Source organism: Nonomuraea sp. NPDC051191 (genome assembly GCF_044455665.1).
Classification (GTDB): domain Bacteria; phylum Actinomycetota; class Actinomycetes; order Streptosporangiales; family Streptosporangiaceae; genus Nonomuraea.
On record NZ_JBITEZ010000010.1, the window covers coordinates 192,630 to 219,395 of the forward strand.

The 26,766-nt window shown below is 73.8% G+C and carries 25 protein-coding genes; 10 read left to right on the forward strand and 15 right to left on the reverse strand.

Going from position 1 to position 26,766, the window contains the following annotated elements:
* Positions 1 to 76: 76 nt before the first annotated feature.
* Positions 77 to 700 carry a hypothetical protein gene (locus tag ACIA8R_RS28520; protein ID WP_397041316.1) on the reverse strand — a complete coding sequence of 208 codons (624 nt, stop codon included), beginning with the start codon at positions 698 to 700 and terminating at the stop codon, positions 77 to 79.
* 242 nt (positions 701 to 942) lie between these two features.
* On the opposite strand from ACIA8R_RS28520, the gene ACIA8R_RS28525 reads away from it, so the two are divergent.
* Positions 943 to 1,551 carry a hypothetical protein gene (locus ACIA8R_RS28525; RefSeq protein WP_357706455.1) on the forward strand — a complete coding sequence of 203 codons (609 nt, stop codon included), beginning with the start codon at positions 943 to 945 and terminating at the stop codon, positions 1,549 to 1,551.
* A 10-nt stretch (positions 1,552 to 1,561) separates the two neighbouring features.
* Here the strand turns inward: ACIA8R_RS28525 and ACIA8R_RS28530 are convergent, their stop codons facing one another.
* Complete coding sequence (locus ACIA8R_RS28530; protein WP_397041317.1) at positions 1,562 to 3,286, reverse strand: phosphatidylglycerol lysyltransferase domain-containing protein; 1,725 nt, start codon at positions 3,284 to 3,286, stop codon at positions 1,562 to 1,564.
* A 78-nt stretch (positions 3,287 to 3,364) separates the two neighbouring features.
* Here ACIA8R_RS28530 and ACIA8R_RS28535 point away from each other — a divergent pair, with 78 nt between their 5' ends.
* The 4 genes from ACIA8R_RS28535 (at position 3,365) to ACIA8R_RS28550 (ending at position 9,964) form a co-directional block, all read left to right on the forward strand.
* Positions 3,365 to 4,453, forward strand: a complete 1,089-nt coding sequence (locus ACIA8R_RS28535; protein WP_364088175.1) for an alpha/beta hydrolase-fold protein — start codon at positions 3,365 to 3,367, stop codon at positions 4,451 to 4,453.
* A gap of 62 nt (positions 4,454 to 4,515) precedes the next feature.
* Positions 4,516 to 5,697, forward strand: a complete 1,182-nt coding sequence (locus ACIA8R_RS28540) for an amidohydrolase family protein (protein ID WP_397041318.1) — start codon at positions 4,516 to 4,518, stop codon at positions 5,695 to 5,697.
* Positions 5,694 to 6,956 (forward strand): M20 family metallopeptidase, encoded by a 1,263-nt coding sequence (locus tag ACIA8R_RS28545; RefSeq protein WP_397041319.1) that lies wholly within the window; start codon positions 5,694 to 5,696, stop codon positions 6,954 to 6,956. Before ACIA8R_RS28540 ends, ACIA8R_RS28545 begins: the two co-directional genes overlap by 4 nt.
* A 113-nt stretch (positions 6,957 to 7,069) precedes the next feature.
* Positions 7,070 to 9,964, forward strand: coding sequence for a glycoside hydrolase family 2 TIM barrel-domain containing protein (locus tag ACIA8R_RS28550; RefSeq protein ID WP_397041320.1), 2,895 nt, complete (start codon positions 7,070 to 7,072; stop codon positions 9,962 to 9,964).
* 83 nt (positions 9,965 to 10,047) lie between these two features.
* Here the strand turns inward: ACIA8R_RS28550 and tuf are convergent, their stop codons facing one another.
* The 11 genes from tuf to ACIA8R_RS28605 all read right to left on the reverse strand — a co-directional run bounded on the left by tuf (position 10,048) and on the right by ACIA8R_RS28605 (position 21,400).
* Positions 10,048 to 11,217 (reverse strand): elongation factor Tu, encoded by a 1,170-nt coding sequence (gene tuf / locus ACIA8R_RS28555; RefSeq protein WP_397041321.1) that lies wholly within the window; start codon positions 11,215 to 11,217, stop codon positions 10,048 to 10,050.
* A 225-nt stretch (positions 11,218 to 11,442) separates the two neighbouring features.
* Positions 11,443 to 12,543: an o-succinylbenzoate synthase gene (gene menC / locus ACIA8R_RS28560; RefSeq protein ID WP_364088189.1), complete on the reverse strand. Its 1,101-nt coding sequence runs from the start codon at positions 12,541 to 12,543 to the stop codon at positions 11,443 to 11,445.
* 157 nt (positions 12,544 to 12,700) lie between these two features.
* Positions 12,701 to 13,255 carry an acyclic terpene utilization AtuA family protein gene (locus tag ACIA8R_RS28565; RefSeq protein WP_397041322.1) on the reverse strand — a complete coding sequence of 185 codons (555 nt, stop codon included), beginning with the start codon at positions 13,253 to 13,255 and terminating at the stop codon, positions 12,701 to 12,703.
* 70 nt (positions 13,256 to 13,325) lie between these two features.
* A complete protein-coding gene (locus ACIA8R_RS28570; protein ID WP_397041323.1) occupies positions 13,326 to 14,903 on the reverse strand; it encodes a Na+/H+ antiporter in 1,578 nt (525 codons plus the stop codon).
* Between the two features lie 45 nt (positions 14,904 to 14,948).
* Positions 14,949 to 15,950, reverse strand: a complete 1,002-nt coding sequence (locus ACIA8R_RS28575) for a M24 family metallopeptidase (RefSeq protein ID WP_397041324.1) — start codon at positions 15,948 to 15,950, stop codon at positions 14,949 to 14,951.
* Positions 15,947 to 16,849 carry an ABC transporter ATP-binding protein gene (locus tag ACIA8R_RS28580; protein ID WP_397041325.1) on the reverse strand — a complete coding sequence of 301 codons (903 nt, stop codon included), beginning with the start codon at positions 16,847 to 16,849 and terminating at the stop codon, positions 15,947 to 15,949. The genes ACIA8R_RS28575 and ACIA8R_RS28580 overlap by 4 nt, the downstream gene beginning before the upstream one ends.
* Entirely contained in the window at positions 16,849 to 17,631 is a 783-nt protein-coding gene (locus ACIA8R_RS28585; RefSeq protein WP_357704654.1) for an ABC transporter ATP-binding protein, read from the reverse strand. Before ACIA8R_RS28585 ends, ACIA8R_RS28580 begins: the two co-directional genes overlap by 1 nt.
* Positions 17,628 to 18,488 carry an ABC transporter permease gene (locus ACIA8R_RS28590; RefSeq protein WP_352328927.1) on the reverse strand — a complete coding sequence of 287 codons (861 nt, stop codon included), beginning with the start codon at positions 18,486 to 18,488 and terminating at the stop codon, positions 17,628 to 17,630. The genes ACIA8R_RS28585 and ACIA8R_RS28590 overlap by 4 nt, the downstream gene beginning before the upstream one ends.
* Positions 18,485 to 19,615, reverse strand: a complete 1,131-nt coding sequence (locus ACIA8R_RS28595) for an ABC transporter permease (RefSeq protein ID WP_397041326.1) — start codon at positions 19,613 to 19,615, stop codon at positions 18,485 to 18,487. Before ACIA8R_RS28595 ends, ACIA8R_RS28590 begins: the two co-directional genes overlap by 4 nt.
* Positions 19,616 to 19,627: 12 nt before the next feature.
* Positions 19,628 to 21,208, reverse strand: coding sequence for an ABC transporter substrate-binding protein (locus tag ACIA8R_RS28600; protein ID WP_364088209.1), 1,581 nt, complete (start codon positions 21,206 to 21,208; stop codon positions 19,628 to 19,630).
* 63 nt (positions 21,209 to 21,271) lie between these two features.
* Complete coding sequence (locus tag ACIA8R_RS28605) at positions 21,272 to 21,400, reverse strand: hypothetical protein (RefSeq protein ID WP_357704660.1); 129 nt, start codon at positions 21,398 to 21,400, stop codon at positions 21,272 to 21,274.
* Here ACIA8R_RS28605 and ACIA8R_RS28610 point away from each other — a divergent pair, their 5' ends adjacent.
* Positions 21,401 to 21,952, forward strand: coding sequence for an Lrp/AsnC family transcriptional regulator (locus ACIA8R_RS28610; RefSeq protein WP_357704662.1), 552 nt, complete (start codon positions 21,401 to 21,403; stop codon positions 21,950 to 21,952).
* A gap of 23 nt (positions 21,953 to 21,975) precedes the next feature.
* Here the strand turns inward: ACIA8R_RS28610 and ACIA8R_RS28615 are convergent, their stop codons facing one another.
* Positions 21,976 to 22,317, reverse strand: a complete 342-nt coding sequence (locus tag ACIA8R_RS28615; RefSeq protein WP_364088211.1) for a hypothetical protein — start codon at positions 22,315 to 22,317, stop codon at positions 21,976 to 21,978.
* A gap of 257 nt (positions 22,318 to 22,574) precedes the next feature.
* On the opposite strand from ACIA8R_RS28615, the gene ACIA8R_RS28620 reads away from it, so the two are divergent.
* From ACIA8R_RS28620 to ACIA8R_RS28635, 4 genes are read left to right on the forward strand one after another with little or no spacing between them, the layout of a single operon-like run.
* Positions 22,575 to 23,342, forward strand: a complete 768-nt coding sequence (locus ACIA8R_RS28620) for a hypothetical protein (RefSeq protein WP_357704666.1) — start codon at positions 22,575 to 22,577, stop codon at positions 23,340 to 23,342.
* A 2-nt stretch (positions 23,343 to 23,344) separates the two neighbouring features.
* Entirely contained in the window at positions 23,345 to 24,076 is a 732-nt protein-coding gene (locus tag ACIA8R_RS28625) for a hypothetical protein (RefSeq protein ID WP_397041327.1), read from the forward strand.
* A gap of 44 nt (positions 24,077 to 24,120) precedes the next feature.
* Positions 24,121 to 24,915: a phosphotransferase enzyme family protein gene (locus ACIA8R_RS28630; RefSeq protein ID WP_397041328.1), complete on the forward strand. Its 795-nt coding sequence runs from the start codon at positions 24,121 to 24,123 to the stop codon at positions 24,913 to 24,915.
* 59 nt (positions 24,916 to 24,974) lie between these two features.
* A complete protein-coding gene (locus ACIA8R_RS28635) occupies positions 24,975 to 26,039 on the forward strand; it encodes an FAD-dependent oxidoreductase (protein WP_364088220.1) in 1,065 nt (354 codons plus the stop codon).
* 84 nt (positions 26,040 to 26,123) lie between these two features.
* Here the strand turns inward: ACIA8R_RS28635 and ACIA8R_RS28640 are convergent, their stop codons facing one another.
* Positions 26,124 to 26,762, reverse strand: a complete 639-nt coding sequence (locus tag ACIA8R_RS28640) for a GNAT family N-acetyltransferase (RefSeq protein ID WP_364088222.1) — start codon at positions 26,760 to 26,762, stop codon at positions 26,124 to 26,126.
* Positions 26,763 to 26,766 lie beyond the last annotated feature (4 nt).

The window sequence follows — 26,766 nt, forward strand, 5'->3', positions numbered from 1 at the left end:
CGGGCACGGCGGCGAGCCGGGAATGTCGTCGGAGGAACCGCGGAGGACGGGCGCGCGAAGGACCGCGGGCGCGCTCTCAGGCGGGCAGGCCCACGACCGTCGGACGGACCGGGCACCACGGCTCCGGTCCGGCGGCGGGCGGCCCCCGCAGCACCAGCACGTGCCGCAGGAACAGCCGGACGCGCGCGGTGACGTCGTCGCGCCCGGTCACCGGCGTGCGCGCCGGCGCGACCCACCCGGTCACGGCGAGGAACAGCACCAGCAGCGGGCGCAGCACCCGTCCGGCCAGCTCGCGGACCAGGGCGCACAGCCCCGACTCCACCCAGCGCAGCCAGACCGACGTCAGCAGCACGCTCGCCGCGTGCACGAGCAGCATCCCGAATCCCGGGACGCCCGTGTCGTGCAGGTGACCCAGACTCGCGGCGTCCGGGGCGGGCGCGGGGGCGGGATGGTCACAGCTCAAGGAGAGCAGCACGTGCAGGACGATCTGCGAGGCGCCCGTCGCGGGCACGATGGCGGCCAGCGTGCGCTCCCGCCCGGTCAGCGCCAGGGCCGGGGCCAGGACCAGCAGGAACCCCGCCAGCAGCGCCCCGGGGTCGAAGCAGCCGCCGCCCGCCAGGTGGGCGAGCGCGGCCAGGGCGGCACACGTGCCGGCGAAGCTCGCCGCACGCAGCCACCGCACCACCGACCATGGACCCATCGAGGCCAGATCCTCCCACACGCCTGGGCCGCCCGCTTCTCATGGGGTGCCGCGTGCACGGGGCCCGTGCACCTCCCGCGAGGGCGTGCCTTCCGCCGGGGTGTGCGGTGCGGCCGGGGACGCGTCTCCCGCTGGGGTGTGCGGCGTCGGCGGGGCGGCGTACGCTCCGATGGTGACCCTCCGGTTGACTGCTCCGCCGCCTGACGACCGCTCGACGACGAGGGCTCCGTGAGGAGCCCCACATGACCGGCCTCGGCCCGCGCGCGGTCCTCGTCCCCGACCTGGGCGAGGAGCTGGCCCGCGCGGTGGGCGAGCTGGAGCGGCTGCTGCTGGTGCTGCGCGCCGCCGAGTCCGTGGGCTCGCCGCTGCCCGGCCCGCTCGCCGGCGGCATCGCCCTGAGCGCGCTGCGCCGGCTCTGGCGCGTGATCGGCCCCACGCAGGGCAGGCGCGCCGCCGCCTCCCGCCTCGCCGGCCGCCTGTACGCCCCCGGCGGCCGGGTCGAGCACGTGCCGCTGCGCCTGGTCGACGTCGACCCGCTCGACGTGGCCACCCTGTCGGCGGCCGCCGTGGCGCTCGGCCTCGGCGCGGTCGGCAAGGGCGTCGTCCGCCAGGCCCTCGACGCGGTCGGCACCGACCTGCCCGCCACCGAGCTGGTCTCGGCGGCCGCCCGCTTCACCGGCCTGCTCGACCTGGCCGACACCGCCGACTCCATCGTCCTGCGCGAACGCCTGGCCGCCGCCGGCCCTGGCGCCGACATCGTCCTCACCCCGGAGGCCGAACGCGCCTACCAGGCCACCGCCGGCCGCCTCAACACCATGTGGCCCGCCCCGGGCACCGCCACCTCGCTCTGAACCGGGCGGCTCACGGGGTCTGGGGGGCGGCGGTGGCGGGGTCGTGGTGGAAGGGGCGGGGGAGGCGGAGGCGGGCGCGCAGCGGGAGGCCCGAGGGGATGAACGCCTCGGCCTGCAGCGCCGCGACGCCGATCCTGGGCAGGTCGCGGGCGTTCGGGTAGACGACGAAGCGCGGCTCCCAGATCGGGCGGAACTTGGCGTTGAACCGGTACAGCGACTCGATCTGGAACCAGTGCGACAGGAACACCAGCACCGACCGCCAGGCCCGCAGCACGGGCCCCGCGCCGAGCCGGTCGCCGCGGGCCAGCGCCGCGCGGAACATCGCGAAGTTGAGCGACACCTGCGTGATCCCCAGCGACGGCGCGGCGCGCAGGGTCTCGGCGATCAGCAGCTCGTTGAGCCCCGGGTCGGCGTCGCGGTCGCGGCGCATCAGGTCCAGCGAGACGCCCCGCGTCCCCCACGGCACGAAGTGCAGCACGGCCTTGAGGTCGCCGTCCTTGCAGGCGGTGGCCACCAGGCACTCGACGTCGGCGGGGTCGCCGAAGCGGCCGAGCGCCATCGAGTAGCCGCGTTCGGTCTGCGTGCCGCGCCACAGGCCGGCGGCGTGGCGGATCTGCTCCTTCTCCTCCTCGGGCACGTCGCGGGCGCGGCGCACCCGGCAGACGTACCCGGCGCGGAGGGTGCGGTTGACCATCTGCCGGACGTTGCGCATCGCGCGGCCCTCCAGCGTGAAGTCGGCGACCTCGACGATCGCCTCGTCGCCGATCTCCAGCGCGGACAACCCCGCCACCCGCGTCCAGACCTCGCCGCCCGTCTCGCCGCACCCGATGACGGCGGGCACCCAGGCGTGCCGCCGCGCCTCGGCCATGAACGCGCCGATCGCCGCCGGCCACGCCTCGCGGTCGCCGATCGGGTCGCCGCTGGCCAGCATCACGCCGGAGACGACGCGGTAGGCCACGGCCGCCTTGCCCGACGGCGAGAAGATCACGCTCTTGTCCCTGCGCAGCGCGAAGTAGCCGAGCGAGTCGCGCTCGCCGTGGACGGCCAGCAGGGCGCGCAGGCGGCGTTCGTCGTCGGCGGTCAGCTCGGCGACCGGCCGCTCGGGACGCAGCGCCAGGTAGAGCGTCGTCACGGCGGTGAGCGCGCCCAGCGCGACGAGGGAGAAGTAGACCAGGTCGGAGACGCGTTCCACTTTGAACGTGACCGGCCCCTCGATGCCCGCCAGCCCCAGCGCCACGTGCTCCAGCCGGTCGGCCACCCCGGGATGGTCCACGAGCGCGCCCGGCCGGGCGCTCACGATCACGTACCCGAGCCCCAGGTCGATCGCGCCGAGCACGAGCAGGTTCCACAGCGCCCGCCAGCGCGAGCGCGGGTCGGGCAGCGCCGTGAACTCCCGCCTGCCCGCCACCAGCACGGCCAGCAGCACGACGCTGATCGCCGCGGTCACCGGGCGCAGGTGCAGCACGCCCATGACGGCGCTCAGCGGCAGCAGCACCACCACCGCCCGCCAGGCCCGCACCTTCCCGCGCCGCAGCGCGTGCGCGATCATCACCAGCATGATGCCGACCACCAGCGACGTCGCCCGCGCCACGGTCGTCACCGTCCCGGGCAGCAGGTCCGACCACTGCCCCATCCGCGTGTGCTCCAGCCGCGGCGCCACGGCCTTGAGGATGTCCAGCAGGCCGATGACCAGCGACGCGTAACCCGCCAGCGCGGGGATCCAAGGACGCTTCACAAATACTGATTGAAACTCCTGCCGGTTAATCTCGCCGTTAACCACGCGCTTACGCCGTCCGGGATATTCCTGCTGTTCATGGGACTGACCTCGATCGCGCTGCTGGCGGCGGCCGCGGTGCTCGCGGTGGCCGCGCTCGCGGGCACCGTCTGGGTGTGGCCGCGGCTGGCCGGGCGGGGGCTGCCGCCGGTGCTGGGCCGGGCGGGCCTGCTGGCCGCCTGCCAGACGTTCACCGTGGCGGCGCTCGCGCTGCTGGTCAACTACTACTTCGGCTTCTACGGCTCCTGGGCCGACCTGCTCGGCTCCGACACCGGCACCGCCCAGATCACCGCCGCCGGGGCCGCGGCCGGGCTGCGGGTGCTGGACAGCCGGGCGGTCCCCGGCGGGCGCGTCGAGGAGGTCGTCCTGCCGGGCGCGACCACGCACCTGAGCGAGGAGGCGTACGTGTTCCTGCCGTCGGCCTACTTCAAGGACCCGCGGCGCAGGTTCCCGGCGATCCTCGCCCTCACCGGCTACCCCGGCGACCCGCGCAACCTGATGACCCGGATGGACCTGCCCGGGCGGCTGGCGCACGCCATCGCCCTGCACCAGGTCAACCCGGCCGTCCTGGTCATGATGCGGCCGAGCGTGGTGCTGCCGCGCGACACCGAGTGCGTGGACGTGCCGGGCGGCCCGCAGGTGCTGACGTACTTCGCCACCGACGTCCGGCAGGCCGTGACCGCGCACTACCGGGCGGCGCCCGGCGGCGACTCCTGGGGCGTCCTCGGCGGCTCGACCGGCGGCTACTGCGCGCTGAAGCTGGCGATGAGCCGTCCTGACGCGTTCTCCGCCGCGGTCTCCCTGTCGGGCTACTACAAGACGATCGTGGACGGCACCACCGGCGACCTGTTCCACGGCGACAAGGGGCTCGCCGACCGCAACGACCTGATGTGGCGCCTGGCCCACCTGCCCGCCCCGCCCGTGGACGTGCTCGTCACCAGCAGCAGGAAGGGCGAGGCCGACTACCTGCCGACCGAGCGGTTCCTGAACGCGGTCAAACCGCCCATGCGGGCCTCGTCGCTGATCCTGCCCAGCGGCGGCCACAACTTCAACACCTGGAACCGGGAGCTGCCGCAGGCGCTGCCGTGGCTGGTCCAGCAGCTGGCCGAGCCCGCCACGGCCCGCTAGACGAGGGGCCGGACCGGGACGGGGTGGTTCATCCTCGCGCCCACGGGGGAGGAGCTCTCTCCGTGACCGACGTGTACGCCACCGCCGAGCTCGACCTCGCCCCGGCCGGGTTCGTCCGGGCCATCGAGGAGCTGCCGCTGGTCGACCACCACACCCACGGCGTGGTGGCCCGCGACCTGTCGCGCAGCGCGTTCGAGGAGCTGATCACCGAGTCCGACCGGCCGGTGCCAGAGTGGATGACGCAGTTCGACTCCCAGACCGGGTACGCCATCCTGCGCCACTGCGCGCCCGTCCTCGGCCTCGAACCGCACTGCACGCCGGAGGAGTACCTGGCCAGGAGGGCCCGGCTGGGGGCCGGTGAGGTGAACCGGCTGCTGCTGGGCGCCACGGGCGTGGCCCACTATCTGGTCGAGACCGGCTACCGGAGCGAGGAGCTGGTGGGCCCGTCCGGCATGGCGGAGCTCACCGGCGTGCCCGCCGACGAGGTGGTGCGGCTGGAGACGGTGGCCGAGCAGGTCGCGGCCGGCGACTGCGAGGCGTCCTCGTTCGCCGACGCGTTCGCGCGCGAGCTGTGGGCGCGCACCGGCGGCGCGCGCGGGCTCAAGAGCGTCGCCGCCTACCGTCACGGCCTCGACCTGGACCCCGAGCCGCCGAGCCGGGCCGAGGTCACCGAGGCGGCCGGGCGCTGGCTGGGCTCAGGCGGCGGTAAGCTGACGGACCCGGTGCTGTTGCGACACGTGATCTGGACCGGGATCGAGCGAGGGTTGCCGATCCAGTTCCACACCGGCCTCGGCGACCCCGACCTCGACCTTCGCCGGGCCGACCCGCTGCTGCTGCGCGGCCTCGTCGAACGCGCCGAGCCGTCCGGAGTGCCGCTGGTGCTGCTGCACTGCTACCCGTTCCAGCGGCACGCGGGGTTCCTCGCGCAGGCCTATCCCAACGTCTTCTTCGACGTGGGGCTCGGGGTGACCTACACCGGGGCCCGCAGCGTGGCGCTGGTGGCCGAGAGCCTGGAGGTGGCGCCGTTCGCCAAGGTCCTGTTCTCGTCCGACGGGTGGGGGCCGGCCGAGCTGCACCATCTGGGCGCGGTGTTGTGGCGGCGGGCGATGGCGCGGGTGCTCGGCCGGCTCGTGCTCGACGGCGAGTGGTCGGCCGCGCAGGCGATGCGGGTGGCGGCGATGGTCGGCGCGGACAACGCGCGACGCGTCTACGGACTGGGAACACGGGAGGAGAGCACGGGGTGAACGACCTCGGGGGCCGTACGATCAACGGGCCCGTCGACGGAGCCGTCATCGGGAACGGCACGACGGAGGACACCGCCTACGCGGTGCTGCGGGAAGGACTGTGGCGGGAGCTGCCCGCCGCGCAGGCGCTGCGCCGCGAGCTGCACGCCGCGCCCCGCCTGTCGGGCCAGGAGGGCCCGACGCGGGCGCGGCTGCTGGACGCGCTGCCCGCCGGGACGGTCGAGCACGTGGCCGGCACCGGCGCGGTGCTGCGCGTCGGCGGTCCGGGCCCGGCCGTGGGCGTGCGCGGCGAGCTGGACGCCCTGCCGCTGGTCGAGCGCACCGGCGTCGAGTGGGCCGCCGGCGGCGGCGCGATGCACGCCTGCGGGCACGACGTGCACATGGCGGCCGTGGTCGCCCTGGCCAGGACCCTCGACCGGCTCGGCGCCGACCCGCCTCTGCTGGTCGTGCTGCAACCGCGCGAGGAGGGCTTCCCCTCCGGCGCCTCCGACGTCGTGGCGTCGGGCGCGCTGCACCGCCACCGGGTCGGCGCCATGATCGGCGCGCACGTGCAGCCCCTCCTGGCGGAGGGCGTGGTCGCCTCCGTGCCGGGGGCGGTCAACGCCTCCTCCGACGAGTTCAGGGTGGTCGTCAGGGGAGCGGAGGGCCACGCCGCCTACCCCCACCTCACCAGGGACCCGGTGGTGGCCATGGCGCAGGTCATCGTGACCGCCCAGCAGGTCGTCAGCCGGTCCGCCGACCCGATGATGCCCACCGTGGTCACCTTCGGCACGGTCAACGCCGGCACCGCGCCCAACGCCGTGCCGGGCGAGGCCGTGGCCAGGGGGACGCTCCGGGCCATGTCCGAGTCCTGGCGCCAGGAGCTGCACGAACGGTTCACCCAGGTGGTCGAGGACGTCGCCAGGGCGTGCGGCTGCGTGGCCGAGGTGACGATCCTGCCGGGGGAGCCGGTGCTGGTCAACGACGCCGGGCTGGCCGTACGCGCCGGCGGGCTGCTGCGCGAGCAGGGCTGGACGGTCGACGGCGGCCTGCGCTCGTGCGGGGCCGACGACTTCTCCCACTACGCCTCGGTGGCGCCGTCGCTCATGATGTTCGTCGGCGTGGACACCGCCGCCGGCCTGCACAGCCCCGAGTTCCTGCCCGGCGACGCCGCCGTGGGCGCGGTGGCCGAGAGCCTGCTGGCCGGTTATCTGGCGGCGGCCTCCGCGCTGCCCGGCCCCGCCGGAGTGAACGGGATGTTGTTCTCCAGGAACGCCTGAACCCCTGCCACCCTGTCGCGTCCATTCCTCCAACAACCGCGTCAGGGAAGTCCAAGCACCCCCAGAAGGGGCATCGCTGACGAAACCGCCGACGGCCTCTAGTGTCGAAAGGGATGGATCTCGAAACCTTCGCCCCCGGTTCGGGCCGTCTCGAACCCCGCGCGGCACTCCGCTCCGACGCCCCCGCCCTCGACCTCAACGGCCTGTGGCGCTTTCGCCTCTCGCCCGTGGCCGACGTCCCCGACGACTTCGCCCGGCCCGGCTTCGACGACGCCGCCTGGGACGAGCTGCCGGTGCCCGCCCACTGGCCCCTGCACGGCCACGGCGCCCCCGCCTACACCAACGTCTCCTACCCCTTCCCCGTGGACCCGCCGCACGTCCCCGGCGAGAACCCGACCGGCGACTACCGGCGCGCCTTCGACCTGCCGGACGGCTGGAGCGGCGGCCGGCTGCGGTTCGAGGGCGTCGACTCCTTCGCCAGGGTCTGGCTGAACGGCCACGAGCTGGGCTTCTCCACCGGCAGCAGGCTGCCCGTCGAGTTCGACGCGGGGCCGTGGCTGCGTCCGGGACGCAACGTGCTGGCCGTGCGCGTGCACCAGTGGTCGGCCGCCAGCTACCTGGAGGACCAGGACATGTGGTGGCTGCCCGGCATCTTCCGGGACGTCACCCTCACCCGCTCGGCCGCCGACGTGTTCGTGCGGGCCTCCCACGACGGCAGGCTGAGCTTCGAGGCCGCCGAGGGCCGCCTGAGCGTGCCCGAACTCGGCGTACGGGACCTGGAACCCGGCGTCGAGATCACCGTCGAGGCCGAACCGTGGACCGCCGAGACACCCCGCCTGTACGAGGCCGTCCTCACCACCCCGCACGAGACCGTACGGCTGCGCGTCGGCTTCCGCACCGTCTCCGTCGCGGACGGCGTGCTCCTGGCCAACGGCCGCCCGCTGCTGCTCAAGGGCGTCAACCGGCACGAGTTCCACCCCCGCCACGGCCGCGCGGTCCCGTACGAGACCATGCGCGAGGACGTGCTGCTCATGAAGCGGCACAACGTCAACGCCGTCAGGACCAGCCACTACCCGCCGCACCCCGACTTCCTGGACCTGTGCGACGAACTGGGCCTGTGGGTCATCGACGAATGCGACCTGGAGACGCACGGCTTCGGCCAGGTCGGCTGGCGCCGCAACCCCACCGACGACCCGCGCTGGGCCGACGCCCTGCTCGACCGCATGCGCCGCATGGTCGAACGGGACAAGAACCACCCCAGCGTCATCATGTGGTCGCTGGGCAACGAGGCGGGCGTCGGCCGCAACCTCGCCGTCATGGCGGACTGGACACGCGAGCGCGACCCGTCCAGGCCCCTGCACTACGAGGGCGACTGGTCGTGCGCCCACACCGACGTCTACTCCCGCATGTACGCCACCCACGCCGAGGTCGAGGCCATCGGGCGCGGCGAGGAGGACCCGCTCGACGACCCCGCCTTGGACGCGCGGCGGCGCGCGATGCCGTTCCTGCAGTGCGAGTACGCCCACGCCATGGGCAACGGGCCCGGCGGCCTGGCCGAGTACCAGGAGCTGTACGAACGTTTCCCGAGGCTGGCCGGCGGGTTCGTGTGGGAGTGGATCGACCACGGCCTGACCCATCCCCGCCACGAGTACGCCTACGGCGGCGACTACGGCGAGCCCGTGCACGACGGGAACTTCGTCATCGACGGGCTCGTGTTCCCCGACCGCACGCCCTCCCCGGGCCTGCTGGACCTGAAGAAGGTGTTCGAGCCGGTACGGTTCGCGTTCGGCGACGGCGTGGTCCGGGTGGACAACCGGTACGACTTCCGCGATCTCGCCCATCTCGGCTTCCTGGCCGTCGTCGAGGAGGACGGGGTCCCGGTGGCGGAGTTCCCGCTGGAGGTGCCGGCGTCCGGCGGTGAGGTGAAGCTGCCCGCCCTGCCGCCCGGGGAAGGCGCCGGGGAACGCTGGCTCACGATCCGCGCCATCCTGACCGCCGACCAGCCCTGGGCCCCCGCAGGCCACGAACTCGCCTGGTCCCAAACCCCCCTGCCCACCCCGGCCTCCGGCCCGACCCCCGGCCCGGCTCCTGACGCGGCTTCCGGCCCGGTTTCCGGCCCGACCTCTGACCTGGCTCCCGGCCCGGCCGACCGGGCGGGACCGTTGCTCGCCCCCGTTCCCGCCGCCCAGCGGCAGGCGGCGGACGGCGGGCGGCTGGTGCTGGGCGGCGGCGAGTTCGACGCGCGTACCGGCCGACTGGCCCGCCTGTTCGGCCTGGACGTCGAAGGCCCGCGCCTCGACCTCTACCGCGCCCCCACCGACAACGACCGCTACGGCGGCCTGGGCCGCACATGGCGGCAGCTCGGCCTGCACCGTCTCACCCACCGCGTGGACGGCGTCGAGACCGGCGACGGCCTCACCGTCCGCACCAGGGTCGCCCCCGCGGCCACCGACCTCGGCATGCGCGCCACCTGGACCTGGACCGCGACCTCCGGCGACACCCTGGACCTGACCGTGGACGTCGAGCCCGAGGGCGAGTGGCCCGACCCGATCCCGCGCCTGGGCGTGCACCTGACGCTGCCCGGCGAGATCGCGCACGTCACCTGGTTCGGCCGGGGGCCGGGGGAGGCGTACCCCGACACCGGCATGGCCGCCCGCGTGGGCCGCTGGAGCGCCACCGTCGACGACCTCCAGACGCCCTACGTCTATCCGCAGGAGAACGGGCGCCGCGGCGACGTGCGGTGGGCCGAGTTCGGCGGCCCGGACGGGACGCCCGGGTTCCGGGTGGAGGGTGACCCGGTGTTCGGGCTGACCGCGCGCCGGTGGAGCACCGCCGAGCTGGAGGCCGCCCGTCACCGCCCCGACCTGGTGGCCGGGGACCGGGTGCACCTCCACCTGGACCTCGCCCAGCAGGGCATCGGCACCGCCACCTGCGGCCCCGGCACCCTGCCCCGGTACGACCTGCACGCCGCCCCGGCCACCCTCCACCTCCGCTTCACCCCGTCCTGACCACGCACACCAGAGGCCGGTGTCCCTCAGGACCCCGGCCTCCCGGCGGTCAGGCGGGTGGCACCGTCAGGCGGGTGGCACCGTCAGGCGGGTGGCACCGTGAGGACGGTGCCCGCGCCGACGGTCAGCCCGCCCTCGCGGACGGCGAACCCGAGACCGGGCTCGACCGCGACCGCCCGGCCCAGCTCGACCGTCACCTCCACCGTCCGGCCCGGCTCGGCGGGCGCGGGCAGCGCCAGCTCGCCGGGCACGTCGGTGGTCCGCAGGTAGAACTGCGGCCGGTACCCCGAGGCGATCGGACGCCGCCGCCCGCCCTCCTCCGGGGTCAGCAGGTACACCCGGGCGGTGAACGACGTACGGGCGCTCTGGCTGCCGGGCGCGGCCAGGACCATGCCCCGGCGCACCTGCTCGCGGCGCACCCCGCGCAGCAGGACGGCCGCGTTGTCCCCGGCCTCGCCCCGCTCCATCGTCTTGCCGAACGTCTCCACGCCGGTCACCACCGCCGTGAACCCGTCGCCGAACCCGACCGCCTCCACCGTGTCGCCCACGCGCACGGTGCCGCGCTCGATGGCCCCGGTGACGACCGTGCCCCGGCCGGTGACCGTGAGCACGTTCTCCACGGGCATCAGGAACGGCGCGTCCAGGTACCGGACCGGGACGGGGATGTGCTCGTCCACGGCCCGCAGCAGCGCCTCGACCGACGCCGTCCAGACCGGGTCGCCCTCCAGCGCCCGCAGCCCGGACACCCGGACCATCGGGACGTCGCGGTAGCCCTGCTCGGCCAGCAGGTCGGCCAGCTCCAGCTCCACCAGGTCCGTCAGCTCCGGGTCGGCGCCGTCGGCCTTGTTGACGGCGACCACCAGGTGCCCGACCCCGACCCGCCGGGCCAGCAGCACGTGCTCCCTGGTCTGCGGCATGATGCCGTCGTGCGCGGACACGACGAGGATCGCGCCGTCGAGCTGCGCCGCCCCCGTGATCATGTTCTTCACGTAGTCGGCGTGGCCCGGCATGTCGACGTGGGCGTAATGGCGGGTGTCGGTCTCGTACTCGACGTGCGAGATGTTGATCGTGATCCCCCTGGACGCCTCCTCCGGCGTCCGGTCGATCCGCTCGAACGGCGTGTACGTCGCCTGCCCGCGCTCGGCGAGCACCTTCGTGATCGCCGCCGTCAGCGTGGTCTTGCCGTGGTCGACGTGCCCCATCGTGCCGATGTTGAGATGCGGCTTGTTCCGCACATAGGCCTGCTTGGCCATGATTCCTTCCCTGAAGACCTGGGACCGTGTGTGACCCGTGTCGGGTCGGCAACCTCCCCCCGCCGGGTCACATCAGGACTTACGAGGAGAGGTCAGCGCTCCAGGCCGTCGCAGGCACGCTCGAACACACCCGGCGCGGCGGGTGCGAGACGGCGAGCGTGCAGGAACATGAAGAACATGGTGCGGTGCTCAGCACGCCCGCGCAACGCATTATTCCGCTCGGGCCTACAGCGGGATCCACTCGGTGGACGTCGTGACCTCCTCCAGCACGGACGGGATCGGCTCGACGCCGAGCCCCGGCCCTGACGGCACCTCAAGATGACCGTCCACCAGCTCGAACGGCTCGGTCACGTCGGTCGCGAAGTACCGGCGCGACCCCGAGGTGTCGCCGGGCAGCGTGAACCCCGGCAGCGCCGCCAGCGCCACGTTCGCCGCCCGGCCGAGACCGGTCTCCAGCATGCCGCCGCACCACACCGCCACGCCGTTGGCCCGGCACAGGTCGTGGATGCGCCGCGCCTCCAGGTAGCCGCCGATCCGGCCGGGCTTGATGTTGATGATCGAGCACGAGCCGAGCGCGATGGCGGCCGCCGCGTGCTCGGCCGACTCGATGGACTCGTCCAGGCAGATCGGCGTCCGCAACTGGCGGGCCAGGCGGGCGTGCTGGACGAGGTCGTCGTTGGCCAGCGGCTGTTCGATCAGCAGCAGGTCGAACGCGTCGAGCCGGGCCAGCCGGCGGGCGTCGCTCAGCGAGTACGCCGCGTTGGCGTCCACCTGGAGCAGCAGGTCGTCGCCGAAGCGTTCGCGCACCGCGCGCACCGGCTCGACGTCCCAGCCGGGCTCGATCTTCAGCTTGATGCGGACGTACCCCTCCTCGACGTAGCCGGCCACGGCGTCGAGAAGCTGCGGGATCGAGTCCATGATGCCCACCGACACCCCGCACGGCACCCGGTCGCGGACCGCGCCCAGGAAGTGGCCGAACGACTCGCCGGACGCCCTGAGCTGCGCGTCCAGCACGGCGGTCTCCAGCGCCGCCTTGGCCATGCGGTGGCCCTTGACCGGTTCGAGGGCGTGGCCGACCCCGTACGCGTCCACGTTCTTCGGCAGGGCCGGCAGCAGGAACCGGCGGATCACCTCGGCGGCGCCGTCGACGTACTCGGAGGAGTAGTGCGGCTCGGACATGGCCACGCACTCGCCCCACCCCTCGGCGTCGGGGGTCACCACCCTGACCAGCAGGACGTCCCGGGCGGTCTCGGTGCCGAACGACGTGCGGAACGGCGACACCAGCGGCATCGCGATCCGGCGCAGCTCTACTCCGGTGATCTTCACACTCTCTCCAACTCGGTCGACGCACAGATGCTCCCTGGTGACCGTACGACATGCGGCGACGCCGGGATTCGTGCCGGGCCACCACAAGGGCGGGCGGTTCTTCGTCCCGGAGTCCTAGAAGCCGGTCCGGGACCGTCCTGGAGCGGTCACCACGGCCTCAGACGACGATCCCCGGCGTACGGGCGATCCGGATCCGGCACGGCGTGTCCTCACTGAGCCGCACCGCCTCCAGCGGCACCGTGACCTCCGGCGTGCGGTACCGGCCGCCGGAGAACGCCGCCGCCAGGCGGGCCCGGACGAACGCGGCCGGGATCTGGCCGTCGATCGCGCTGGTGCCGTCACGCCCGATCTCCGCCACGCACGCGCCCGGCTGCGTGGCCAGCGCCAGACCGGCGACCGTCGCCCCGGCCAGGGCCGACACGTCGCGTCTGGTCCAGCCGTAGTGCCACATGCCGGCCGCCACCACGGGCGCGGCCGGGCAGGCGGGCTCGATGATCACCACGTCGAGCCCCTGGAGCAGGGCGGTGGCGATCTGCTCGGCGCCCCGCAGGGCCACGGGCGTGATCCGCAGCCCGGGAAGCTCCGGCAGCGGGCCGCCGAGGGTGTAGATCAGCTTGATGCCGGTGGTGAAAGGACCTGGATCGCTGTCGTGCCATCCACAGGCGACGACGCCGACCGACGGGGCGGAGCCCAGCGTGCCGATCCGCAGCATATCGACATGACTACCCTCCGCGCCCCCCGATCACACACCGTCAACGCCGTCCGGGACGGATCCGCGCTGGTCAGCGCAGGCTCCTGGCGTCGAGGGCGCGCAGCACCCGGGAGACCACCTGGGGGTCGGCCCGCGGGTCGCGGCGGGCGTCCAGCACGGCCTGCCGGGCGGCCGACATCATCTCCTCCTGCACCCGCCGGACCAGCCGCGCCCGCTGCGCCCGCTGCTCGAACGCCTCGCGCCGCTCGTCGTCGGCGGCCTCGGGGCTGATCCGCAGCCCGAGGTCCACCATGCGCCTGCCCAGCAGCTCGACGACGTCCTCGGGCAGGTCCTCGGCCTCGTCGATCTCCCGCAGCCGCCGCTTGGCCGCGTGGGCGGCCCGGACGGCCAGGCGCTTCTCCAGGTCGCGTTCGGCCGCCGTGTCGGCCTTGACGCCGAGCCGCGTCACCAGCCACGGCAGCGACAGCCCCTGCACCACCAGCGTCACCAGGATGACCGCGAACGCGATGAACACGATCACCGGCCGCTGCGGGAACGGCTGACCGTCGTGGGTCCGCAGCGGGATGGCCAGCGCCAGCGCCACCGACGCCACGCCGCGCATGCCGGCCCACCACATCACGACGGTCTCGCGCCAGCTCATCGGCACCTCGGTGTCCTCGCGCCGCCCCTTCTTGGCCACCCACGCCGCCGGCAGCAGCCACAGCAGCCGCACGCCCACGACGACGACCACCACGGCGGCGCTCCACCACAGCACCTCCCCGAACCGCCCGTGGACCGTGCCGAACACGGTGTGCAGCTCCAGCCCGATCAGCCCGAACGCGATCCCCGTCACCAGCGTGTCCACCACCTGCCAGAACGTCGCCGAGGCGAAGCGGCCGAACACGTCGTCGGCGTCCGACATGCGGTCGCTGAGGTAGAAGGCGGTGGTCAGCACGGCCAGCACGCCCGACCCGCCCAGCTCGTCGGCCACCGCGTAGCTCACGAACGGCACCACCAGCGACAACCCCACCTGCAACGTCGCGTCGCCCAGCAGCGCCATCAGCCGCCCGGCCGCCCAGCCCAGCGCGAACCCCGCCGCCACGGCCACCACCGCCGACAGCACGAACTCGCCCAGCGCGCCCGGCCAGGAGAACACGCCGGTGACGACCGCCGCGACCGCCACGTGGTAGAGCACGATCGCGGTCACGTCGTTGAACAGGCCCTCGCCCTCCAGCAGCGACACCATGCGCCGCGGCAGGCCCAGCCGCCCGGCCACCGCCGTGGCCGCCACCGGATCGGGCGGCGCCACCAGCGCGCCCAGCGCCGCCGCCGCCGCCAGCGGCAGGCCGGGGACGAGCGCGTGCGCCGTGGCCGCCACGGCCGCCGTCGTCACGAACACGAGTGCCACCGCGAGCAGGAAGATCGGCTGCCAGTTCGCCGCGAACTGCCGCCACGACGTACGCCGCACCGCCGCGTACAACAACGGCGGCAGCAGCAACGGCAGCACGATGCCCGGCGGGATGTCCACGTTCGGCACGAACGGCAGCACCGCCATGACGATGCCCAGCAGCGTCATCAGCACCGGCGCGGGCAGCCCCAGCCGCTCACCCAGCGGAACCGTGATCAGCGCGCCCAGCAGCACCAGCATGAGCAGCACGAACTGGTCCACGACGCCCCCCGGTGATCGTCGTCACCCAGCGTATGCGGGGCCGCCTCAGCGGTCGAGGACGTGCAGGGTGTGCGGGCTCGCGCCCAGCGGCACCGGCTCGGCGGCCGTGCAGGCCACCACGTCGGCCACCCGGGCGCCGAACAGGTCGGGCACGTAGATGGCCGGTTCCAGGCAGAACGTCATCCCCGGGGCGAACACCGCCTCCTCGCCCGCCCGCGGCCCCTCGTCGTGCCCCAGGCCCACCCCGCGGCCCACGTGCAGGGAGGCGAAGCGGCCGTACCCGCTGGCGTCGATGACCTCGTTCACCGTCCTGGCCAGCTCCGCGAACGGGACCGACGGCCGCAGCGCCGACAGGGCCGCGCGGTGGGCGGCCAGCACCACCGAGTACATCGCCTCGTAGTCCTCCGGCGGCTCGGCCACCGCGAACACCCGGCCGACCTCGGCGCAGTAGCCGTCCCAGCGCCCGCACAGCGACACCAGCAGCGCGTCACCCGGATTGATCACCCGCCCGCCCGGGACGTGCGCGGGCCGCGCGGTGTGCTCGCCCGCCGACACGCGCAGCGAGATCACCTCCTCGCAGCCCGACTCCAGCGCCAGCAGCCGCAGCCGGCGCGCCATCGCCCGCTCGGTCGCGCCGAACCAGGCCAGCTCGCCCGCCTGTGCGAGCACCGACTCCGCCGCCGCGACCGCCCGGCCGAGCGCCGCCAGTTCGGCGGGGTCCTTGCGCAGCCGCAGCGGCGCCAGCACCGCGGAGGCGGGCACCAGCTCGGCGGCGATCGCCAGCCGGAACAGCTCGCCCGCCCGCATCTCCGGGTCCACCCCCACCCGGCGCGCGGAGGCGGGCACCAGCCCCGCCGGATCGCGGGTCTCGACGACCGCGTCGGCCGTCACCACGAGGAACACGCCCTCCCCGGCGCCGTCCGGCCAGGCGCGGGAGGCGCTGAGGAACCGGAAGTCCGGCGACGGCCGCAGCACCAGCACGTCGATGCCCTCCGCGGCCATCGCCCGCCGCACGGCCGCCACCCGCGCGGCGTGGCCCCGGCTCACGCCGGCTCGTGCAGCCAGCAGGCGACCGGACCGAAGTCCGGCTCCTTCTCGCGGCACACCTCCATCACCAGCGGGCAACGCGGGTTGAACCGGCAGCCGCCCGGCGGGTTCGCCGGGTCCGGCACGTCCCCGGCCAGCTCGGCGGGCAGCACGCCCATCCCGTCCGGCTTGGGGATGGCCCCCAGCAACGCCCTGGTGTACGGGTGCTTCGGGTCGTCCCACACCTCGGCCGTCCCGCCCACCTCGACGATCTTGCCGAGGTACATGACGGCGATCCGGTCGGCGATCAGCCGCACCACCGACAGGTCGTGGCTGATGAACAGCAGCCCGGCCCCCGAGTCCACCGCGAGGTCGCGCATCAGCCGGGCCACCTGCGCCTGCGCGGAGGCGTCCAGCGCCGAGATCGGCTCGTCGCCGATGAGCAGCCGCGGCCGGGCCGCCAGCGCCCTGGCGATCGCGATGCGCTGCCGCTGGCCGCCGGAGAACTCGTGCGGATGCCGCCCCGCGAAGGCGCGCGGCAGGCCCACCCGTTCCAGCAGGTCGGCCGGGTCGGTGGCGGTGTCGTTCGCGGTGCGCAGGCCGTCGGCGATCTGGTCGCCCACCCGGCGCCGCGGGTTCAGCGACGCGTACGGGTCCTGGAACACCATCTGGATGCCGGTCAGCTTCCTGCGCCGCAGGCCGAGCGGCGTGACCTGTTGCCCCTCGAACGCGATCGACCCATGCGTGACCGGGTTCAGCCCGCAGACCGCCCGCGCCAGGGTGGACTTGCCGCACCCCGACTCGCCGACCAGGCCCACGACCTCGCCCGCCCGTACGGACAGGCTCGCCCCGGCCACCGCCCGCACCACCGGACGCCCGGGGGAGCGGTGCTCGACGACCAGGTCCTCGATGTCCAGCATCAGCCCTCCACGTCCGAAGCAGAATCAGGAAGCGAGTCCAGCAGCGCGCGCGTGTAGGGGTGCTCGGGGTCGCGCAGCACCCGCCCGCGCGGCCCGGTCTCCACGACCAGGCCGTCCTTCATCACGCTCACCTCGTCCGCGACCGCCGACATCACGCCCAGGTCGTGCGTGACCAGCAGCACGGCCAGGCCCAGCTCGTCGCAGAGCCCGCGCAGCAGCCGCAGCACGCCCGCCTGCACGGTCACGTCCAGCGCCGTCGTCGGCTCGTCGGCGATCAGCACCTTCGGCGAGCAGGCCAGCGCGACGGCGATCGCGATGCGCTGCCGCATGCCGCCGGAGAACTGGTGCGGGAAACGCCCGTACGCCTCCTCGGCGCCCGGGATGCGCACCTTGCCCAGCAGCTCGACCGCCCGCGCCTTCGCCTCGGCCTTGCCCAGGCCGAGGTGGTGCCGCATGTGCTCGGTGAGCTGCCGGCCGATCGTGAGCATCGGGTGCAGGCTGGTCGCCGGGTCCTGGAACACCATGGCGACCTCGCCGCCGCGCACCTGGTTGAGCTCCTTGGGCGGCAGCGTGAGCAGGTCCCGCTCGCCGAGCCCGATCCGGCCCGAGACCCGCGCGCCGTGCGGCAGCAGCCCCAGGACGGCCAGGCCCGTCATCGTCTTGCCCGACCCGCTCTCGCCGGCCAGGCCGTGCACGCGCCCGGCGGCCAGCTTCAGGTCGACGCCGCGCAGGATCTCCTTGCCGCCGATCGACACCTTCAGGTCGGTGATGTCCAGCGTCACAACGCACGCTCCTTGATCGCGCGGGCCGTCCGCGGGTCGAGCGCGTCCCGCAGCGTGTCGCCGAGGAAGTTGAACGCCAGCACCACGGTCAGGATCGCCAGGCCCGGGAACGTCGCCACCCACCAGCTGTCGAACACCTCGACGCCGGAGGCCACCATCGCGCCCCACTCGGGCGAGGGCGGCTTGGCCCCCAGGCCCAGGAACGACAGGCCGGACAGCAGCAGCAGCGCCGTGCCGATGTCGAGCGTGGCCAGCACCAGGATCGGGCCGGTCACGTTCGGCAGCACGTCCACCCGCAGCGAACGCCACACCGAGAAGCCCAGCAGCCGACCGCTCAGCACGAACTCCCGCTCGCGCACGCCCAGCACCAGCCCGCGGGTGACGCGGGCGTAGGCGGGCCAGGCCACCACCAGCACGGCCAGCACCGCGTTGCCCAGGCTCGCGCCCAGCGCCGCGGCCACCACCATGGCCAGGATCACGGTCGGGAACGCGAACACCAGATCCGCGATCCGCATGATCGTCTCGCCGACCCACTTGCCGAAGTACCCGGCGCACGCCCCCAGCAGGCCGCCGACCAGCACCGACAGCACGACCAGCAGCAACGTCAGCGGGATCGACACCCGCGCGCCGTACATGACGCGGCTCAGGATGTCGCGCCCGAGCTGGTCGGTGCCGAACCAGTGGCCGGGGCCCGGAGGCGCCAGCCGCGGCAGGTCCTGGGCCAGCGGGTCGTGCGGCGCCAGCCACGGCGCGGCCAGCGCGATCACCAGCCAGGCCACGGCCAGGACGGCGCCCGCGACGGCCAGCGGCTGCCGCCACGCCTCGGGCAGCCTGCCCAGCAGCCCCTTGCCTCTCATTGCAGCCTCACTCGGGGATCGATGACGCCGTACAGCACGTCCACGATCAGGTTGATGACCAGGTAGACCACGCCCACGACCAGGCCGACGCCCATCACGGCGGGCAGGTCGAGGCTGGTGGCGCTCTTGTAGGCGTACTGGCCGACACCGGGCCAGGCGAAGATCGCCTCGACCAGGACGGTGCCCGACAGCAGGCTGCCGAAGGCCAGACCGGCCACGGTGATGATCGGCACCAGCGCCGAACGCAGCACGTACCGGAACAGGATCACCCGGCCCGGCAGCCCCTTGGCGCGGGCCGCGCGGACGTAGTCCTGACCCAGCACCTCCAGCACCGCCGAACGGGTGAAGCGGGTCAGCAGGCCGATCGTGTACAGCGCCAGCACCAACGCCGGCGTGATCAGATGGCCGACGGCCGAGGTGAAGATGTCCCACCGGCCCGCCAGCAGCGCGTCGATCGTCTGCAGCCCGGTCACCGCCGGCGCCGAGCCGAGCGCCGCGTCCACGCGCCCGCTGCCCGGCGTGATCTGCAGCCGGAAGAAGAACACGTAGAACGCCACCAGCGCCAGCCAGAACGTCGGCACCGAGATGCCGATCAGGCTGACCAGCCGCAGCACGTGGTCGGACAGCCGGTCCCGGCGCAGCGCGGCGATCACGCCGAAGGCCACGCCCAGCACCAGCGAGATCAGGATCGCCGCGCCCGCCAGCTCCAGCGTCGCCGGGACGAACTCGGCCAAGTCCTGGCTGACCGGACGGTGGCTCTGCTGGCTGGTGCCCAGATCGCCCTGGACCAGGCCCTGCAGATAGATCGCGTACTGCTGCCACAGCGGCTTGTCCAGGCCGTGCTCGGACCGCCACTGCGCCACGATGGCCGGGTCGCCCAGCGCCCGCTGGCCCAGGTTGGCGGCCACGGGGTCGCCGGGCACCAGGTTGGTCAGCAGGAACGTGACGAGCGTGATGCCCCAGGCCAGCAGCACGGCGATGAGGATGCGCCGGACGAGGAAGCGCGCCAGCGGAGGCACTCCCCGCCGCCGCGGCGCCGCCGTGGCGGCCGTCCCTGCCGGAGAGCCGCCCGGGGAGCCGGCGCCGGGGCGCGGCGGCGAGCCCGCCGCGCCCTGGTTGTCGGACACCTGCCGGTCTCCTTACTTCGCGCCGAGGTCGGCGACGTCCACGGTCCAGACCGGGTGGTACTCCAGGCCCGTCACGGACGCGGCCGACACGATGTTCTGGCTCGGCTGGATCAGCGGCACGAACGGACCGGAGGCGTTGAGCTTGGTCTGCAGGTCGGCGTAGGCCGTCTTGCGCGGCTCGTCGCCGATCGCGGTCGCGGCCTTGTCAGCGGCGGCCTCGATCTCCTTGGCCGCGCCTTCCTTCCAGCCGGCCCGCAGGCCCACGGTCTTGCCCGGCGCGAACGCCAGGTAGTCGCTCGGGTCCGGGTAGTCGGGGCCCCAGTACCACAGGCCCATCTCCTCCTTGCCGTTGCGGTAGTTGTCCAGCGCGGTCGTCACCGGCGCGGGCTGGAGGTCCACCGTGATGCCGACCTCCTTGAGGTTGGCCTGGATGCGCTCGGCCAGCGGCTGGAACGACAGGCCGTTGACGGTCAGCTCGCTCGGGAACTCCAGCTTGACGGTCGGGTTCGACACGCCGCTGGCCGCCAGGGCCGCCTTGGCGCCCTCGACGTCCCGCTTGGGGGCCTGCTCCGGCGGCAGCGCGCCGAGCAGCTGCGACGGGATGATGCCCGGCGCCTGCGTCGAGCCCTCGCCGGCCAGCTCCAGCAGGCCCGCGTAGTCGACGCCCTTGCGGACGGCCTCGACGAACTTGGCGTTCGGCGTGGTCTTGCTGACGCCCGAGTCCTGGTTGGCCAGCAGGAAGATGACGTTCGCCGAGGCGGTCTTCTTGACCTGCAGGGTGGAGGGCATGTTGGTGACCTGGTCACCGGACAGGTTCAGCGCCACCTGGCTGTCGCCGCGCTGCACGTTCAGCTTCTGCGTGGCGGCCTCGACGTTGCGGATGACGACCTTGTCGTAGGCCGGCTTGGTGCCGTAGTACTTCGGGTTCGCCTTGAGCGTGACCTGGCTGCTCACGTTGAACGCCTCGATCGTGTACGGCCCGGAGCCCGCCGAGGACGAGTTCAGGTACTGCTCGGCCTTGTCCTGGGCGTCGGCCGTCGCGCCGTGCTCCTTGGCGACCTTGCTGTTGAGGATGCCCAGCGCCGGGTTCGGCAGGATGTAGGGCAGCGCCGGGTTCGGCGCCTTCGACGTCAGCGTGATCGTCGAGTCGTCGGTCTTGGCCACCTCGACGCCGTCCAGCAGGAACGACGGGGTGCCCTTCATGTCGCGCACGCGGTTGAGCGAGAACACCACGTCGTCGGCGGTGATCGGCGAGCCGTCGGCGAAGGTGGGGCCCTTCTTGAGCTTGAGCGTCAGCGTCTTGCCGTCCTCGCTCAGCTCGTAGGACTCGGCCAGCGCCGGGACCGGCTTGGTCACGTCGGCGCCGTCGAAGGTCAGCAGCGTCTCGTAGACGGCCTTGCCGACGATGAGCCCGGTCGGCTCGTAGGTGCGGCCGGGGTCGGCCGTCTTGAGGTCGAACGACGTGTCGATGACGAGCGTCTTCCCACCGCCACCGGAGGCCGCCGGGGTCTGCGAGGTGCCGCCGCTTCCGCAGGCGGCAAGGGCGAGCGCACCGGCGAGCAGCACTGCCGCCGTCTGCGAGCGGGTCGCCATGGGGTCCTCCAAATTGGACGTTCGGGAGAAGGTTGTCGAGGATTGTCCGGCAGAACGTCCAGGTCATGTGCGGTCCGTGAGACGGATATAAATGGTCGAGGTGTAATGATGAGTGATATTTCCAGAAATGGTGCCAGCGGCAGCGGTCAGCCTGGACGGATCGGCATCGGTCTCGAACTGGACGACGTCCACATGAAGATCCTTGAGGTCCTGCGCGAGAACGGCAGGATCTCGGTCGCCGCGCTGGCCGAACGGGTGGGCATCTCCCGCGCGAACGCCTACACGCGTTTCGAGGCGCTGCGCGCCGACGGCGCGATCAAGCGCTTCACCGCGGAGATCGACCACGTGCGGGCCGGGCTCGGCATCACCGCGCTGATCTTCGTGACCGTGCGCCAGCAGATGTGGAAGCAGTTCAGGGCCGAACTGGCCCGGATGCCCGAGGTCGAGTACTGCGCGATCACCACCGGCCAGCACGACGCCATGATCCAGGTACGGGTCTCCGACGTGGCCGCCGTGCACAGCATGGTGACCGACCGCCTGGCCAACATCCCGGCGGTCAAGGCCACCGAGACCGTGTTCATCCTGGACGAAGTGCTCAGACGGCCGTACGTGCTGCCGTCCGACCGGGACGCCTCCCGTCCCGTCCGGCGGACGCCGCAGGAGACGCAGGGCGACGTTCCGCTCGGCAAGATGCGGTTCGTCGGAGCCGCCGAGGGACGCGCCGCCCTGCGCAAGGACGGCTGAGCCCCGCCCGCCCCCAGGAGGCGTCAGGAGGACGCGACCTCGGCGCACACGCTGACGTGCAGCGTGTCGTCGCCGTCGAACCGGAACTCCTCCACCAGACGCAGCAGCCCGTCCTCGCCCTGCTCGACGCGGCTGCTGCTCTGGCCGCCGGCCTTGCCGCCGGCCTTGAGCGCGTGCGCGTAGGAGATGGAGACGTCGGCGCCGTCGCGCGTCCCGACGAAGCGGCCGTGGGTCACGGTGTCGCCCGTGTAGCTGCCCCACACCACGCCGTCGGCCTCCCAGTACAGGAACTCCGTCGGGCTGTCGGGGTCCACCGCGCTCGCCGTCGAGCTCACCATCACGAATTTACGGCCGTTGAGATTCACGCCGTCCATAGTCACCGTTTTCCCGGATCATCACCGACCGGCTGGACGTTTGGTCAGAACGGCCGGTCATGATCAACGATCCGTCCAGCGCCGGCCCTGCCCGGGACCGCCGTGCGAGCAGGTTCTCGACCTCCGGCGGCGTACGGCGGCGGCCCCGCGCGCCCGCCCGCGACTTTACCTGCCGGTAGCTGACGCCAGCGTTGCATAGTGTGATAGTCATGTAACACTGTGTATTCGAGAAGGTTTGGGAGATCTTCATGCTGGCGTACACGCTCTCGATCGTGGCGGCCGTGGGCGTGGTGGCGCTCACCGCGCTGGTGTTCCGGCTCACGAAGAAGGGCAGCGATGACGCCGAGCCCGACGGGGTCTCGGCCGGTCATGCGGGGTCCATGTTGTCGGCGCTGTTCCTGCTGGTGTTCGCGATCGCGATCATCGTGCCCTGGACCACCGCCGACGCCGCCCGCCAGAACGCCCAGGCCGAGGGCCAGGCCGCGATCGACGCCTACTGGGCCGCGGCCGACCTGCCCGGCACGGCCCCCCAGACGGTCCGCACCGCGCTGCGCGACTACGTCACCTTCGTGGTCAGGGACGAGTGGCCGCTGATGGCCGAGGGCCGGATGGACCCGGTCGGCGCCGCCAGACTCGACGCCATGCGCAGCCGGGTCAGCGCAGTCGTCACCAAGACCGACGACGACAAGGACGCCCGCGACGCCGTGCTCGAACGCGTCGCCGCGATCGCCGCCGCCCGGTCCCAGCGCTCCATGGACGCCGCCGCCACCCCACCCCAAGGGCTGCTGTTCCTGACCGTGCTCACCGGCCTGCTGGTCATCGTCTTCCCCTACCTGGCCGGCGCCCGGCCGCGTGGCCTGGCGGTGCTGCCGCTGCTGGCGATGGCCGCGATGCTCGGCTTCGGCACCTACCTGACCTGGGACATCGCCCACGCCTTCGCCGGGCCGCTGGCGGTCGGGCCGCAGGCGTTCCAGGGCGCGCTGCAGGAGTTCTCCCGCATCGCCGGGGGAATGTGACCGTGGGCGCCAGGCGCGCGCCGCTGCTGCTGGCCGCCGCTCTGCTCGCCGCCGGCGCGGCCGGCCCGGCGGCGGCCGACCTGCAACCCCCGGCCCCCGGCACCGTGCACGCACGTCCGCCGCACGTCCCGGAGCCGGGGATCACGATCCACGGGTCGCCGGTGAGCGATGAGCGTCCCGAGCCGGTGGTGTCGGTGCCGGGCGTGGCGATCTGGGACGATCCGCAACCGGTGGTGTCGGTGCCGGGCGTGCGCATCGGCGACGGCCCGAGGCCACGGGGGGCGGCGTCGACGCGGTCCGGCGGGCCTGCGCCGACGACCGGCGTCTCCGTGCCGCACGTGTCGATCGGCCCCGACTCGGTGTGCGTGTACGGGCCGGGCGGCGGTGTGGAGGTGGGCGACTGCCATGTGCGCCCGTCCCCGCCGCCGCCGCCGTCCCCGAAGCCGCCCCCGCCGCCGTCCCCTTCGCCGCCGCCTCGGTCGTCGCGGCCGGTGCCGCCTTCCACGCCGCGTCCGGTGCCTCGGCACACCCCTCGGCCGGTACGCATGGTGCCGGTGCCCTCCCCGAAGGTGACGCCGACGCCCACGCCGACCCCGAGGGTCGCGGCGCGCAGGCGGATCGCGCAGATCCGGGCTGTGCCGCGGCGCAAGAACCCGCTCGGCACGGTCCTGATCATGGTGGTCCTCGTCACGGCGATCGCCTCCACGACCGCGGTCGCGTTCAGGGTGCGCTGACCGGTCGCGCCGGGCGTCGTCGCCGGGGTGCGAGACTGGCGGGCGTGAGCGAGCGCGACGAGGAGTTGCTGACCGGCGGCGGCGTCAACCTGGTGGTGCGGGTGGGCGCCACCGTGCGCCGCCCGACCGGTCCCTGGACACCGGCCGTGCACGCGCTGCTCGGCCACCTGGCCGCCCGCGGCTTCAGGGGCGCGCCGGCCGGGCACGGGATCGACGCCCAGGGGCGGGAGGTGGTCGACTTCGTCCCCGGCGAGGTGCCCAATGATCCGTTGCCCGGCTACGTCCGGTCCGACGCGGCACTCGGCGCCGTCGCCCGGCTGCTGCGCGGCTACCACGACGCCACCGAGGACTTCCCGCTCGACGGCGCGGCCACCTGGTACTTCCCGCCGCGCGAACCCGCCGAGGTGATCTGCCACGGTGACGTCGCGCCGTACAACTGCGTGTTCCGCGACGGGCGGCCGGTGGCCCTGATCGACTTCGACACCGCCCATCCGGGGCCGCGCCTGTGGGACGTGGCCTACGCCGCCTACCGCTTCGTCCCGCTGGGCGATCCGCGGCACGAAGGGGCCGGTCCGGTGGCTGAGCAGGCGCGCCGGCTGCGGCTGTTCGCCGACGCCTACGGCCTGGCCGAGGGCGACCGTCCGACGCTGCCCGCCGTCGCCGCCGAACGGCTGGACCACCTCGTCCGGCACATGCGCGAACGGGCGGCGGCGGGCGACCGGGCCTTCGCCGCGCACCTCGCCCGAGGCGACGACGTCCTGTACGGCGTGGACCGCGAGCACGTCCTGCGCCACCGCGCCCTGTTCGCCGAAGCGCTCACGGAGCCGCGTCCCCGGTAGGCACCGGCTCCCGGGCCGGGGCGGGAAGAGGGGGGCGTCGCGCGGGGTTGCAGTCGATCGTGGAGACGACCGAGGTTGTGGTGATCGGCGCCGGGCAGGCGGGTCTGTCCAGCGCGTACTTCCTGCGGCGGTTCGGGATCGAGACGCTGGTGCTCGACGCGGCGCAGGGGCCCGGGGGAGCGTGGCGGCACCGGTCGCCGTCGCTGACCATGGGCAAGGTGCACGGCGTCTTCGACCTGCCCGGCGCGCCGGGCGGCCTGGAGGCGGCCGGTGACCGGCCCGCGGCGGAGGTCGTCCCGGAGTACTACGGCGACTACGAGCGGCGGGTGGGGCTGGAGGTCCTGCGGCCGGTCAAGGTGACGGCCGTACGCGAGGGTGAGGGCGGGCGGCTGGTCGTGGCGGCGGACGCGGGGGAGTGGGCGGCCGGGGCCGTGGTCAACGCGACCGGCACCTGGACCCGGCCGTACTGGCCGTACTACCCGGGGGCCGCGGGCTTCCTGGGTGAGCAGCTGCACTACGCGGGCTATCGCGGGCCGGAGGCGTTCGCGGGCCGGCGGGTGGTCGTGGTCGGGGGCGGGGCCTCGGCGATGCACGTGCTGTCGGAGGTGGCCGACGTCGCGGCGCAGACCGTCTGGGTCACCCGCCGCCCGCCGGTCTTCAGGGACGGCGACTTCGGCGAGGACGCCCGCCGGGAGGCCGTCGCCCTGGTGGAGGCGCGGGTACGGGCCGGGTTGCCGCCGCAGAGCGTGGTCGGCGTCACCGGGCTCGGCTACAGCGTCGTCGTGCGGCAGGCGCTGGCCAAGGGGGCGCTGGAGCGGCTGCCGATGTTCGGCCGCCTCACCCCGTACGGCGTGGAGTGGGCGGACGGGCGGCGACAGGCGGCGGACGTCGTCGTGTGGGCCACCGGCTTCCGGTCGGCGCTCGACCACCTCGCGCCGCTGCGCCTGCGGGAGCCGGGCGGCGGCGTCAAGGTGGACGGGACGCGGGTCGTCAGGGAGCCGCGGCTGCAACTCGTCGGCTACGGGCCGTCGGCCAGCACGGTCGGCGCCAACCGCGCCGGCCGCACCGCCGCCCGCAACATTCGCGCGCTGCTGGCCTCCCGCCCCGCCCTCCCGGCGGCCTGAACCTCGCTCCCTCAGGCGCGGGGATCGGTTGGGGGCTGGTCATCGGAGGCGTCGGCCCCACCCTCGCTCCCTCTGGCGCGGGGATCAGTTCTCGGCGACGCCGAAGGCGGTCCAGCCGAGGTCGGGGAAGCCCGCCGCCTTGGCGACGGAGGCCGAGGCGGTGTTGCCGACCCCGTGCATGTACGTCGGCACTGCACCCTCGTCCAGCACCCGCCGCGCCGCCTGCGCCACCAGCCGTCTGGCCAGGCCGCGCCCCCGGGCCTCGGGAGCGGTGACCACCGACAGTTCCCGTCCGAAGCGGTCGTGCCGCTTGATGCCCACCCCGGCCAGGTGCTCACCGGTCTCGGCGTCCACGGCCACCAGCACCTCGCCGCCGAACACGCGCAGCCATCCGGGGACGGTGTCGTCCGTCGCGGGGATCCACTGCCCGGCGTCGGGCAGGGGAGCGGGCTCGGTGGTCCACCGGAAGACGGCGTCGAACCAGCCGCGATCCCCATATCCGATCAGCGCGGGGATCTCCCGGAGCGTGCGTACGGCGCTCACCCGGGCGACGTGCTCGGGCGGCACCGACAACACCGCCCCCTCCGGGGTGCCGACGCCGAGGGCGGGGTGCACGCGGCCGTCCCAGGCGGGCAGCGTACGCAGCGGCGAGCCTGTGACGTCGAGGTTTCCCGTGGGGGGCCAGGCCCCGAGCCATTCGCGCAGATGATCGGTAAGAGCCACGGAT